The following is a 12,503-nucleotide window of genomic DNA, read 5'->3' as shown; positions in this document are numbered from 1 at the left end:
CGCTCCTTTAGACTAACCGCTTCGTTTTACCGGACTCACGCATGAGCGAAAGCCACGTCACCCAGTGCCCCCATTGCCGCACCAGCTTCCGCGTCAGCCAGGCGCAACTGGCCGCAGCCCATGGCGCCGTGCGCTGCGGGGCATGCATGCACGTATTCAACGCCGCAGAGCAGTTGTTCGGCACTGCCGCGCGTGCACCCTCGCCCAAGCCGGTAGCGACGCCGCCAGCCGCGAGCGCTGTCACCAGCGCGCCCACCACAATAGCCAAACCGGCAACCAAAGCCAGCGATGACACGCTGTGGATCCATGACGACCTGGATCTGGACGGCCTCGACCTCGACGAGGAGTTGGCCAGACTGGAAGAACAGGAGCAGCAACTCTCGCAGCAATTTATGGCCCTTGAGCGCGCACCGAGTCCGGGTGAAAGCTTCAAACATGCCGAAGAGCCGCGCCCTAACGCTCATGACGAAGCCTGGGCCGAGGCCTTGCTGCGCGAAGAAGACGAAGCCGAAAACCAGCGTCAAGAGCGCCTGCTCGCAGAGCCGATCACGCCCCCTGTCGCCCCCGCCTTGCGCCCTACGCCTGTACCGACACCAGCACCAGCACCAGCACCAGCACCAGCACCAGCAACCGTACAGGACATAGACGATAACGAGCCAAATGAGCCCCGCCTGGGGCATCTCGATATCGAAGCCGAAAACGACGAGCGCGAAAACAGCTCACGCGAAGAACTGGAGCTCACCCCCACCCAGGATGACAACCGTAAACAGCGCAGCGAACCCAACCTGGGCCGCGAACGCCTGTTCGAGCTGGATGACGAGCCGCTGCAACTGGACTGGCAACCACGCCAAGGCATCGCCTGGGGACGCGTATTGGGCTGGAGCCTGCTCAACCTGCTGGCATTGGCCGGATTGCTGGCGCAGTACGCCACCTACAACTTCGACGAACTGGCCCGTCAGGATCGCTACCGCCCCTGGTTCGAGCAGCTCTGCCCGAACATCGGCTGCAGCCTGCCATCGAAGGTAGACATCAGCCAGATTCGCAGCAGCAACCTAGTGGTGCGCAGCCATCCTGATTTCTCCGGCGCCCTGGTGGTGGACGCCATCCTCTACAATCGCGCCCCCTTCGCCCAACCCTTCCCCCTACTGGAAATGCGCTTTGCCGACATGGGCGGACAACTGGTGGCCAGCCGCCGCTTCAAACCCAGCGAATACCTTGCCGGCGAACTGGCCGGGCAGAGCGAGATGCCGCCGCAAACCCCCATCCATATCTCGCTGGACATCCTCGACCCAGGGCCGCGCGCGGTGAACTACAGCCTCAACTTCCACTCCCCGCAATAGCCTGAAACCCTCGCCAATACTGAGCTTGAGCATACCGATCTAACCGCTGGCGATAAGCCGAAGGCTGTTCAGAATTTGTTCAAAACGGCCTTTATCCGCTCATCCAGAGCGGGTATCATGCCCACCCTTTCGCGAGCACCTGCCCACCACCGACTTCCTATTGAAGACAGTGGCGGCTAAGTGTTGATCGCCAATCGACTAACCCAGCAGGGACGCCCCATGTCGGCCCCACGCATCGGCCCATACACATTGCCCAATCGGTTGATTCTGGCCCCCATGGCCGGTGTCACCGATCGCCCGTTCCGCCAGCTATGCCGTACCCTCGGCGCCGGCCTGGTGGTATCGGAGATGGTCACCAGCGATGTACGCCTGTGGAACAGCCGCAAATCCAGCCTGCGCCTGCTGCACAGCGGCGATCCCGAGCCACGCTCGGTACAGATCGCCGGTGGCGACCCGCAAATGATGGCCGACGCGGCGCGCAAGAATGTCGAACTGGGCGCGCAGATCATCGACATCAACATGGGCTGCCCGGCGAAGAAGGTCTGCAACAAGGCCGCCGGCTCCGCCCTGCTGCGCGATGAGCCGTTGGTGCGCGAGATTCTCGATGCCGTGGTCGGTGCGGTGGACGTCCCGGTCACCCTGAAAATCCGTACCGGCTGGGATCGAGCGAACAAGAACGGCGTCACCGTGGCAAAAATCGCCGAAGATGCCGGCATCACTGCACTTTCCGTACATGGCCGCACCCGCGCCGACCTGTACACCGGTGAAGCCGAGTACGACACCATCGCCGCCATAAAGCAGGCGGTATCCATTCCGGTGTTCGCCAATGGCGACATCGACTCGCCACACAAGGCCCGCGCCGTGCTCGACGCCACTGGCGCCGACGCACTGCTGATTGGCCGTGCCGCCCAGGGGCGGCCGTGGATCTTCCGCGAAATCGATCATTACCTGCGCACCGGCGAACTGCTGCCGCCACCGGCACTGATCGAAGTGGAACGTATTCTGCTAGAGCACCTGGCCGCACTGCACGCCTTCTACGGCGACGAGATGGGCGTACGCATTGCCCGCAAGCATGTCGGCTGGTATCTAGCAACCCTGCCGGGCGCCAGGGAGTTTCGCGCCCAATTCAATCGTCTGGACAGCACGGACGCACAATGCGCCCAGGTTCGCGCGTTCTTCAGCGAACGACACGAAGAAGGAAACGAGGTGGCTGCATGACGTTGATGACTGAGACCTTAGTGAGTGGAACTGCACCCGTGAGTGACAACACCAGCCTGAAACAGCACCTGAACACGCCGAGCGAAGAGGGCCAGACCCTGCGCGGCGCCGTGGAAAAGGCGCTGCATAACTATTTCGCCCACCTTGAGGGCGCGGATGTCACCGATGTGTACAACCTGGTGCTCACCGAAGTCGAAGCGCCGCTGCTGGAAACCGTCATGAATTACGTGAAAGGTAACCAGACCAAGGCTTCCGAACTGCTCGGCCTGAACCGCGGCACGCTGCGCAAGAAACTCAAGCAGTACGACCTGCTGTAACCCAGAACTCCCGAAAAGGGCGGCCCACATGAGCCGCCTTTTTTGCTGATATCCCCGCTCTGATGGATAGTGAAATGACCGACCAAACCACCCTTCTGCCCGTGCGCCGCGCGCTGATCAGCGTTTCCGACAAGACCGGCATCCTCGAATTTGCTCGCGAGCTGTCCGCCCTCGGTGTCGAGATCCTCTCCACCGGCGGCACCTACAAGCTGCTCAAGGACAACGGCGTAGCCGCAGTGGAAGTGGCTGATTACACCGGTTTCCCGGAAATGATGGATGGTCGGGTCAAGACCCTGCACCCGAAAATTCACGGTGGCATCCTTGGCCGTCGTGCCCTGGACGGCGCGGTGATGGACGAGCACGGCATCAAGCCGATCGATCTGGTAGCGGTCAATCTGTATCCCTTCGAAGCCACAGTGGCCAAGCCTGACTGCGATCTGGCCGATGCCATCGAGAACATCGACATCGGCGGCCCGACCATGGTCCGCAGCGCGGCGAAGAACCACAAGGATGTAGCCATCGTGGTCAACACCGGCGATTACGCCGGCATCGTCACCTCGCTGAAAGCTGGCGGCCTGAGCTACGCCCAGCGCTTCGATCTGGCCCTGAAAGCCTTCGAGCACACCGCGGCCTACGACGGCATGATCGCCAACTACCTGGGCACCATCGACCAGGCGCGTGACACCCTGTCCACCGAAGGCCGTGGCGCCTTCCCGCGCACCTTCAACAGCCAGTTCGTCAAGGCGCAGGAAATGCGCTACGGCGAGAACCCGCACCAGAGCGCGGCGTTCTACGTGGAAGCGAAGAAGGGCGAAGCCAGCGTCTCCACCGCCGTGCAACTGCAGGGCAAAGAACTGTCGTTCAACAACGTGGCCGACACCGACGCCGCGCTGGAGTGCGTGAAGAGCTTCGTCAAGCCGGCCTGCGTCATCGTCAAGCACGCCAACCCGTGCGGCGTCGCCGTGGTACCTGAAGACGAAGGCGGCATCCGCAAGGCCTACGACCTGGCCTACGCCACCGACACCGAGTCGGCCTTCGGCGGCATCATCGCCTTCAACCGCGAGCTGGACGGCGAAACCGCCAAGGCCATCGTCGAGCGCCAGTTCGTCGAAGTGATCATCGCCCCGAAAATCAGCGCCGCCGCTCGTGAAGTAGTGGCAGCCAAGGCCAACGTACGCCTGCTCGAATGCGGCGAATGGCCTTCCGAGCGTGCTGCTGGCTGGGACTTCAAGCGCGTCAACGGCGGTCTGCTGGTACAGAGCCGCGACATTGGCATGATCAAGGCAGAAGACCTGAAGATCGTCACCCAGCGCGCGCCAAGCGAGCAGGAAATCCATGACCTGATCTTCGCCTGGAAAGTGGCCAAGTTCGTCAAATCCAACGCCATCGTCTACGCCAAAAACCGTCAGACCGTCGGCGTCGGCGCCGGCCAGATGAGCCGCGTAAACTCCGCCCGCATCGCCGCGATCAAGGCCGAGCACGCCGGCCTGCCGGTACCGGGCGCCGTCATGGCCTCGGACGCCTTCTTCCCCTTCCGCGACGGCATCGACAACGCCGCCAAGGTCGGCATCACCGCAGTGATCCAACCGGGTGGCTCGATGCGCGACAACGAGGTGATCGCCGCAGCCGACGAAGCCGGCATTGCCATGGTGTTCACCGGCATGCGCCATTTCAGGCACTGATTGGCTGGTGGATGGCTTCGGCCATCCACCCTACGCCAACCTTATTTCGTAGGGTGGATAACGCTTTTCCTATCCACCGAACGGGCCGTCGGCCCGCCTCCATTGGGAGAGAAACATGAACGTACTGATCATCGGCAGCGGCGGCCGCGAGCACGCCCTGGCCTGGAAAGTGGCGCAGGACAAGCGCGTCGAGAAAGTCTTCGTCGCACCGGGCAACGCCGGCACCGCCGTCGAAGACAAATGCGAGAACGTCGCCATCGACGTGCTGGCCATCGAGCAGCTTGCTGACTTCGCCGAGAAAAACGTCGCCCTGACCATCGTTGGCCCGGAAGCGCCACTGGTCAAAGGCGTGGTCGACCTGTTCCGCAAGCGCGGCCTGGACATTTTCGGCCCAACCGCCGCAGCCGCGCAGTTGGAAGGCTCCAAGGCCTTCACCAAGGATTTCCTGGCGCGCCAGAAGATTCCGACCGCCGACTACCAGAACTTCACCGAAGTCGAGCCGGCACTGGCCTATCTGCGCGAGAAAGGCGCCCCCATCGTGATCAAGGCCGACGGCCTGGCCGCCGGCAAAGGCGTGATTGTCGCCATGACCCTGCAGGAAGCCGAAGACGCCGTGCGCGACATGCTCGCCGGCAACGCCTTCGGTGACGCTGGTTCGCGCGTGGTAATCGAGGAGTTCCTCGACGGCGAAGAAGCCAGCTTTATCGTCATGGTCGACGGCGAAAACGTGCTGCCGATGGCCACCAGCCAGGATCACAAGCGCGTCGGCGACGCCGATACCGGCCCGAACACTGGCGGTATGGGCGCCTACTCGCCAGCCCCGGTGGTCACCGCCGAAGTGCACAAACGCGTGATGGACGAAGTCATCTACCCGACCGTTCGCGGCATGGCCAGCGAAGGCAACGTCTACACCGGCTTCCTCTATGCAGGCCTGATGATCGACAAGGTCGGCGCGCCGAAAGTCATCGAGTTCAACTGCCGCTTCGGCGACCCGGAAACCCAGCCGATCATGTGCCGCCTGGAAAGCTCCCTGGTGCTGCTGGTCGAGGCCGCGCTGGCCAAGGCGCTGAACAAGGTCGAAGCGACCTGGGATCCGCGTCCGACCGTCGGCGTGGTGCTGGCTGCTGGCGGTTATCCGGGCGACTACGCCAAAGGTGACGTCATCGAGGGCCTAGACGACGCGGCCCAGCTCGACGGCAAAGTGTTCCACGCCGGCACCGCGCTCAAAGACGGCCAGATCGTCACCGCCGGCGGCCGCGTGCTGTGCGCCACCGCCATCGGTGCCAGCGTGGCCGATGCCCAGCAGCAGGCCTACCGCCTGGCCGAGAAGATTCGCTGGAACGGCATGTTCCACCGTAACGACATCGGCTACCGCGCTATCGCACGCGAACGCGGCGAAAGCTGAGCAAATGCGAACAATGCGACGCAGAGCCTCCGGCAAGGCAGCAAATGCCTACCTGCGTCGTATTCCCCCCGGCAAATGCTTGGCTATAATCCGGCCACTGGTTTAGAAGGGAATTGCCCGTGCACCGGCTCAGGACTGCCATCGGCTTCATTGTCAGCATATTGCTGCTCACCTTGCCCCTGGCGGCCAAGGCGGTCGGCATACCGGTTGGCGGACAAAATTGGTCTTACCTGATCGATGACACCGCACGCCTGAGCCTTGAGGACATCCGCGCCCAACGCCAGCAGTTCAAGCCCCTCGATAAACAGTCCTTCACCTTCCCCCCCAGCAAGCATGCCGTCTGGTTACAGGTCGAGCTGCCGCCGCAGAGCGAGCCGAGCTGGTTGTGGATTTTCTCGCCACGGGTGCAGTACCTCGACTACTACCTGCTACGCGACGGCCAACTGGAGCAAAACCTGCAAACCGGCGAAGCCAGACCCCTGGATTCACGCCCACTGCCTTCGCGCTTCTACCTGATGCCGCTGCCCAATGACCAGCAAGCGCGCGTCGCCTATGTCCGCCTGACCTCCAACCACCCGCTGATGACCTGGTTCAAGATCATGGATCAGACCGAGCTGGTGGGCCTGGAAAAACCCGCCTATCTCTATGGCGTACTGTTCGGCGCACTGTTGCTGCTGACCCTGTACAACCTGGTGCGCTTCCTCTACAGCCGCAGCGCCACCAGCCTGTGGCTGGCCAGTGTCAACTTCAACCTGAGCATCTGCTCGGCGGCCAACCTCGGCGTATTTGCCCAGTGGCTGCCACAACTGGGCTACAACCAGTCGCTGGTCGCCGACCTCTCGGCACTCGCTGCCGCCTTCAGCGTGCAGGCCTTCGGCCTGGCCTTCGTGCACGGTACGCGAGTGCAGCACAGCGTGCTCAACCGCCTGCTGCAAGGCAATGCCCTGCTAATTCTCGGCTACGGGCTACTGATCGCCGTCACCGGCTGGCTCTGGTTCAGCTCGCTGGTCTATGCGCTGGTGGCGCTGAGCACCATCAATCTGCTGCTGATCAGCACCCTGCATTGGCGCGCGGGTTACCAGCCAATCCGCCTGGTAATAGTTGGCACGCTGGTGTTCAACATGGGCTTTGGTTTCTTCGTGCCGGTGTTGTTCGGCCTCGATCAGCTCAACCCCGGCTGGTTGGTGCTCGGCGTGTTCGGCGTCGCCACGCTGGCCGGTTTGATCCTCAGTGTGTCGCTGACCGAGCGCCAGCGGCAGATCAACTACGACACCCTCGACAGCCGCACCGCACTGGCCGCCAGCAGCGCCGAGCTACGCGCCAAGGCCGAGTTTCTGGCCAAGATCAGCCACGAGATTCGCACCCCCATGAACGGTGTGCTGGGCATGACCGAGCTGCTGCTGGGCACACCACTGTCGGCCAAGCAGCGCGATTACGTGCAGACCATTCACAGCTCGGGCAATGAGCTACTTACCCTGATCAACGAAATTCTCGATATTTCCAAGCTGGAATCCGGGCAGATCGAGCTCGATGACGTGCAGTTCGACCTCGGCGCACTGATCGAGGACTGCCTCGACATCTTCCGCGCCAAGGCCGAGCAACAAAAGGTCGAGCTGATCAGCTTCATCCAGCCACAAGTACCGCGCGTGGTCAGCGGCGATCCCACGCGTCTGCGCCAAGCCCTGCTGAGCCTGCTCGACAATGCCTTCAAACAAACCGACGAGGGCGAAATTCTGCTGGTCGCCGCGCTGGACAGCAGCAAAGGCCAGCAGCGCCTGCGCATCGCCGTACAAGACAGTGGCCGCCCGCTACAGCCCGAAGAGCGCGACGCCCTGCTCAACGCCGAACTACAGAGTCGTGACTTCCTCGCCGCCACCCGCCTGGGCGGGCGCCTTGGCCTGATCATCGCGCGTCAGTTGGTGCGCCTGATGGGGGGCGAGTTCGGCATTCAGGGCAGCGGCAACCAGGGCACCACCTTGTGGCTGGCCCTGCCGCTCGATGCAGAGCGCCTGGAGCAACCCGAAACCGATCTGGACAGCCCGTTACAGGGCGCGCGCCTGCTGGTGGTGGACGACAACGACACCTGCCGCAAGGTGCTGGTGCAGCAATGCAACGCCTGGGGCCTGCAGGTCAGCGCCGTGCCCTCCGGCAAAGAAGCCCTGGCCCTGCTGCGCACCAAGTCGCACATGCGTGAATACTTCGATGCTGTGCTGCTCGATCAGGACATGCCCGGCATGACCGGCATGCAACTGGCCGCACGGATCAAGGAAGACCCCAGCCTCAACCACGATATTCTGCTGATCATGCTCACCGGTATCAGCAACGCGCCGAGCAAGGTGATTGCACGCAACGCCGGGATCAAACGTATCCTGGCCAAACCTGTGGCCGGCTACACGCTCAAGACCACCCTGGCCGACGAGCTGTCCCGGCGCCCCAACACCGTGCCGACGCAGGCTGCGCCCACGCCGGTCAGCACACCGCTGAACGTACCGGAGGACTTTCGCATTCTGGTGGCCGAGGACAACAGCATCTCCACCAAGGTGATCCGCGGCATGCTCGGCAAACTCAATCTCAAGCCGGATACCGCCAGCAATGGCGAGCAAGCCCTCAGTGCGATGAAGGCCCAGCGCTACGATCTGGTGCTGATGGATTGTGAAATGCCGGTGCTCGACGGCTTCTCCGCGACCGAGCAGCTACGCGCCTGGGAAGCAGCCGAGCAGCGCCCGCGCACCCCCGTGGTCGCGCTGACCGCGCATATTCTCGACGAGCACAAAGAGCACGCACGCGCCGTGGGCATGGATGGCCATATGTCCAAACCGGTGGAGCTGTCGCAGTTGCGCGAGTTGCTCGAACATTGGATCAACGAACGCGAACTGCAGCGCCAGCGCGAGCCGTCGTAGTGTCTTAGGGCCTGCTCATGATCTTTAAGCTAGTTTCTATCCGTTTATCTGCAAAATCTTGCAATTTATGATGAGACGGTGGGCTGAAGCCCACCCTACAGTTGCTCGGATCCCGTAGGGTGGGCTTCAGCCCACCAATTTCGTTACACAGCGGAGAAAGATCGTGAACAGGCTCTTAGGGCGGGTGAAACCCGCCGCCTGATTATCAATGGCGGGTTGCATCCGCCCTACGCTGTTGCCCCACTCTCACAGCTCTTTGCACACGAGCCCTCGATGTCCGAACTGTTCACGCTCTACCTGAAACTGCTGGTGCTCTACAGCCCATTTTTCGTCCTCTCGTGCTTCATCGGCCTGAGCCGCGGCTACACGCTCAAGGAGCGCAAGCGCCTGGCCTGGAAGGTGGCCGCCGGCGTGCTAGTGGCCAGCGTGCTGTTGTACCTGTTCGGTCGGCATATCTTCACCCTGTTCGGCATCACCATCGACGCCTTCCGCATTGGCGCCGGCAGCGTGCTGTTCATCTCCGCCCTCGGCATGGCCCAGGGCAAATCGGCGGTGCAGAGCGACAACGTGCAGCAGGATGTGACCATCGTGCCGCTGACCATTCCCATCACCGTCGGCCCCGGCACCATCGGTGCGCTGCTGCTGATGGGCGCCGGGCATCCGAACTGGGACGACAAGCTGGTGGCCGTGGCGGCGATCTTCCTCGCCAGCCTCACCGTCGGCGTGGTGCTGTACCTGTCCAACCAGTTCGAGCGCCTGCTCGGTGATCAGGGCTTGCAGATCGTCAGCCGCCTGATGGGCCTTTTCGTCTGCGCCCTGGCCGCGCAGATCATCTTCACCGGGGTGAAGAACTATCTGATGCCTTGAGGCTTCAGGCGGTATCTCGTACTCGACGCTGCGCGCACCAACAGCCGCTAAAGCGCTGCACCATTCGCTTGCAGGTCGGCCCCAGCTCGGTGCGAAAGCCCCGCCATGATCGCAGTCAACGCGCTGTAACCCCTGAAAATACAAGCCTGCAGCGACCTGGCACCCTCGTTGCTCTGCTGACCCCAACTTGGATACAAGATGGGATCTCAGCACATGCGCAACGCACCTCATGCCTTCACTCTCGCCCAATGGCAACAGGCCTACCGCGATGGCCAAACACCTGCCGAGCTGATCGGCGCTCTGCGCGCCGAACTGAACGACGCCGACAACGCCTGGATCATCCTGGCTAGCGAAGCGCGACTCGCCAAGCAGTTCGCCGACCTGGCCGCCGCCCTGCAAGCTGCAGGTGGCGACACCAGCAAACTGCCGCTGTACGGCGTGCCCTTCGCCATCAAGGACAACATCGACGCCGCAGGCTGGCCAACCACCGCCGCCTGCCCCGAGTTCGCCTACGAAGCTGCGGCCGACGCCACCGTGGTCGCCCGCCTGCGCGCCGCCGGCGCCATCCTGATCGGCAAGACCAACCTCGATCAGTTCGCCACCGGCCTGGTCGGCACCCGCTCGCCTTATGGCGCGGTCAGCAACAGCTTCGACCCGGATTACGTCAGCGGCGGCTCCAGCTCCGGCTCGGCCAGCGTGGTCGCCCGTGGCCTGGTGCCCTTCGCCCTGGGCACCGACACTGCCGGCTCGGGCCGCGTACCAGCCGGTTTCAACAATATCGTCGGGCTCAAACCGACCAAGGGCTGGCTGCCCAACACCGGTCTGGTACCAGCATGCCGCACCCTGGACTGCATCTCCGTGTTCGCTCTGACCGTCAGCGACGCTCTAACCGTAGCCAATATCGCCGGTGGCTATGACGCCGCCGATGCCTACAGCCGCAAGAACCCCAACAGCGCCAAGGTCGGCATGCCGACCCAGCCGCGCCTGGCCGTGCCGAGCAACCCCGAGTTTTTCGGCGACAGCCAGAACCAGGCCGTCTACGAGGCCGCGCTGGGTAAACTGCGCGAGCTGGGTGCCGAGCTGGTGGAAATCGATTTCGCCCCCTTCCAGCAACTGGCCGAGCAGCTCTACTACGGCTCCTGGGTTGCCGAGCGCACCGTCGCGGTGGAAGGCGTGAACCCCGAACACATCAACCCGGTGGTGCGCGGCATCGTCGCGGGCGGCCACAAGTACAGCGCCTGCGATGCCTACAAGGCCGAATACATCCGCGCCGAACTGAGTCGCGTGATCAACGACGTGCTGGCCGACTTCGACGCGCTGGTCGTAGCGACCTCGCCGACCATTCGCACCCTGGCTGAGATGGAGGCCGAACCCGTGCTGTTCAACAGCCAGTTCGGCACCTACACCAACTTCACCAACCTCGCTGACTTGTCCGCTCTGGCCGTGCCCGCAGGCTTTCGCGCAGATGGCCTGCCGGCCGGCATCACCCTGATCGCTCCGGCCTGGCATGACCAGGCACTGGCCGCCTTCGGCCAGCGCTGGCAGCAGGCGCTCAATCTGCCGCTGGGCGCCACCGGCAAGCCGCTACCTGCGCAAACTGCCAGCGACAAACAGGCACCCGGCAGCATCCGCGTCGCCGTGGTCGGCGCACACCTGACCGGCATGCCACTGAACTTCCAGCTCAGCACACGCGATGCCGTGCTGGTGGAGCAGACCACCAGCGCCGCGCATTACCGCCTCTACGCGCTGCCCGGCACCGTACCGCCCAAACCAGGCCTGGCGCGGGTTGCCGAAGATGGCGCGGCGATCATCGTCGAGCTGTGGGACATACCGCAGGCGCGCTTCGGCGAATTCGTCGCGGAAATCCCGCCACCCTTGGGCATCGGCAACCTGGAGCTGGCCGACGGCCGCTGGGTCAAGGGCTTTATCTGCGAGCCCTATGCGCTGGACGGCGCGCGCGATATCACCAGCTTCGGTGGCTGGCGCGCCTTTATCGCCAGCACCAAGGCCTGAGCCCGCTCATGTCGAGTACCGCCGAACGCCCGCAGAGCCTGGCCGAGCGCATCTACGCCCGGCTCAAGGACGACATCTTCGAGTTCCGCCTGATGCCCGGTGATCGCTTCTCCGAAGGCGAGGTCGCCGCGCGCATGGCCGCCAGCCGCACGCCGGTGCGCCAGGCGCTGCACCGCTTGCAACGCGACGGCTATCTGGACGTGCACTTTCGCAGCGGCTGGCAGGTACGGGCATTGGACTTCGCGCAGTTCGACGAGCTCTACGAGCTGCGCATCGTCCTCGAACTCGAAGCGGTGCGGCGCATCTGCCAGCGCCCCACCGACGAACAACCCACTGCACTGCAAGCGCTCGCGCGCACCTGGCTGGTGCAAGAACAGCAGCGCTTGCAGGATGGCGCCGTCGTAGCTCAGCTCGACGAGGCCTTTCACTGCCAATTGCTGGAGGCCGCCGGCAATCAGGAGATGGCCCGCGTGCACCGTGAGGTCAGCGAGAAGATCCGCATTCTAAGGCGCCTGGACTTCACCCAGGCGCCGCGCATCGACCTCACCTACGCCGAGCACGGGCAGATTCTCCAGGCAATCCTGACCCGTCGTTCAGAAGAGGCACAGCAATTGCTCAAGAGCCATATAGAGGTCAGCCAGGCGCAGGTGCACAGCATCACCTTGCACAGGCTGTACGGCGCGCGCCAGCGCGTAGAGCCGACAAAGCCATGACCTTCACTGCATACCCATAACAACGCTGTCCGCTTACTCACATTCGAG

Annotated in this window: 9 protein-coding genes; all 9 read left to right on the top strand. The window is 63.3% G+C overall.

What is annotated here, in order from left to right; genetic code table 11:
* Nucleotides 1–41: 41 nt before the first annotated feature.
* The 9 genes from AERO9A_RS01935 to AERO9A_RS01895 all read left to right on the top strand — a co-directional run bounded on the left by AERO9A_RS01935 (nucleotide 42) and on the right by AERO9A_RS01895 (nucleotide 12,455).
* Nucleotides 42–1,340 carry a DUF3426 domain-containing protein gene (locus AERO9A_RS01935; RefSeq protein ID WP_159970232.1) on the top strand — a complete coding sequence of 433 codons (1,299 nt, stop codon included), beginning with the start codon at nucleotides 42–44 and terminating at the stop codon, nucleotides 1,338–1,340.
* A gap of 219 nt (nucleotides 1,341–1,559) precedes the next feature.
* Nucleotides 1,560–2,558 (top strand): tRNA dihydrouridine synthase DusB, encoded by a 999-nt coding sequence (gene dusB, locus AERO9A_RS01930; protein ID WP_159970231.1) that lies wholly within the window; start codon nucleotides 1,560–1,562, stop codon nucleotides 2,556–2,558.
* Nucleotides 2,555–2,875: a DNA-binding transcriptional regulator Fis gene (gene fis, locus AERO9A_RS01925; RefSeq protein ID WP_159970230.1), complete on the top strand. Its 321-nt coding sequence runs from the start codon at nucleotides 2,555–2,557 to the stop codon at nucleotides 2,873–2,875. The genes dusB and fis overlap by 4 nt, the downstream gene beginning before the upstream one ends.
* A gap of 74 nt (nucleotides 2,876–2,949) precedes the next feature.
* A complete protein-coding gene (purH, locus tag AERO9A_RS01920; protein WP_159970229.1) occupies nucleotides 2,950–4,557 on the top strand; it encodes a bifunctional phosphoribosylaminoimidazolecarboxamide formyltransferase/IMP cyclohydrolase in 1,608 nt (535 codons plus the stop codon).
* A 115-nt stretch (nucleotides 4,558–4,672) separates the two neighbouring features.
* Nucleotides 4,673–5,962, top strand: coding sequence for a phosphoribosylamine--glycine ligase (purD, locus tag AERO9A_RS01915; RefSeq protein WP_159970228.1), 1,290 nt, complete (start codon nucleotides 4,673–4,675; stop codon nucleotides 5,960–5,962).
* A gap of 119 nt (nucleotides 5,963–6,081) precedes the next feature.
* A complete protein-coding gene (locus AERO9A_RS01910; RefSeq protein ID WP_159970227.1) occupies nucleotides 6,082–8,862 on the top strand; it encodes a hybrid sensor histidine kinase/response regulator in 2,781 nt (926 codons plus the stop codon).
* Between the two features lie 273 nt (nucleotides 8,863–9,135).
* Nucleotides 9,136–9,729: a MarC family protein gene (locus tag AERO9A_RS01905; protein WP_159970226.1), complete on the top strand. Its 594-nt coding sequence runs from the start codon at nucleotides 9,136–9,138 to the stop codon at nucleotides 9,727–9,729.
* A 213-nt stretch (nucleotides 9,730–9,942) separates the two neighbouring features.
* Nucleotides 9,943–11,742 (top strand): allophanate hydrolase, encoded by a 1,800-nt coding sequence (gene atzF / locus AERO9A_RS01900; protein ID WP_178111081.1) that lies wholly within the window; start codon nucleotides 9,943–9,945, stop codon nucleotides 11,740–11,742.
* 8 nt (nucleotides 11,743–11,750) lie between these two features.
* A complete protein-coding gene (locus AERO9A_RS01895) occupies nucleotides 11,751–12,455 on the top strand; it encodes a GntR family transcriptional regulator (RefSeq protein ID WP_159970224.1) in 705 nt (234 codons plus the stop codon).
* Nucleotides 12,456–12,503 lie beyond the last annotated feature (48 nt).

The sequence above is a fragment of the Pseudomonas sp. 8Z genome, assembly GCF_902506535.1.
GTDB lineage: Bacteria > Pseudomonadota > Gammaproteobacteria > Pseudomonadales > Pseudomonadaceae > Aquipseudomonas.
This window is presented reverse-complemented; position numbering and strand designations above follow the sequence as displayed.

Coding starts and splice junctions, on each gene's coding strand:
- AERO9A_RS01935 (WP_159970232.1), top strand. CDS start 42: ATGAGCGAAAGCCACGTCACCCAGTGCCCCCATTGCCGCACCAGCTTC.
- dusB (WP_159970231.1), top strand. CDS start 1,560: ATGTCGGCCCCACGCATCGGCCCATACACATTGCCCAATCGGTTGATT.
- purH (WP_159970229.1), top strand. CDS start 2,950: ATGACCGACCAAACCACCCTTCTGCCCGTGCGCCGCGCGCTGATCAGC.
- AERO9A_RS01895 (WP_159970224.1), top strand. CDS start 11,751: ATGTCGAGTACCGCCGAACGCCCGCAGAGCCTGGCCGAGCGCATCTAC.
- AERO9A_RS01905 (WP_159970226.1), top strand. CDS start 9,136: ATGTCCGAACTGTTCACGCTCTACCTGAAACTGCTGGTGCTCTACAGC.
- fis (WP_159970230.1), top strand. CDS start 2,555: ATGACGTTGATGACTGAGACCTTAGTGAGTGGAACTGCACCCGTGAGT.
- purD (WP_159970228.1), top strand. CDS start 4,673: ATGAACGTACTGATCATCGGCAGCGGCGGCCGCGAGCACGCCCTGGCC.
- atzF (WP_178111081.1), top strand. CDS start 9,943: ATGCGCAACGCACCTCATGCCTTCACTCTCGCCCAATGGCAACAGGCC.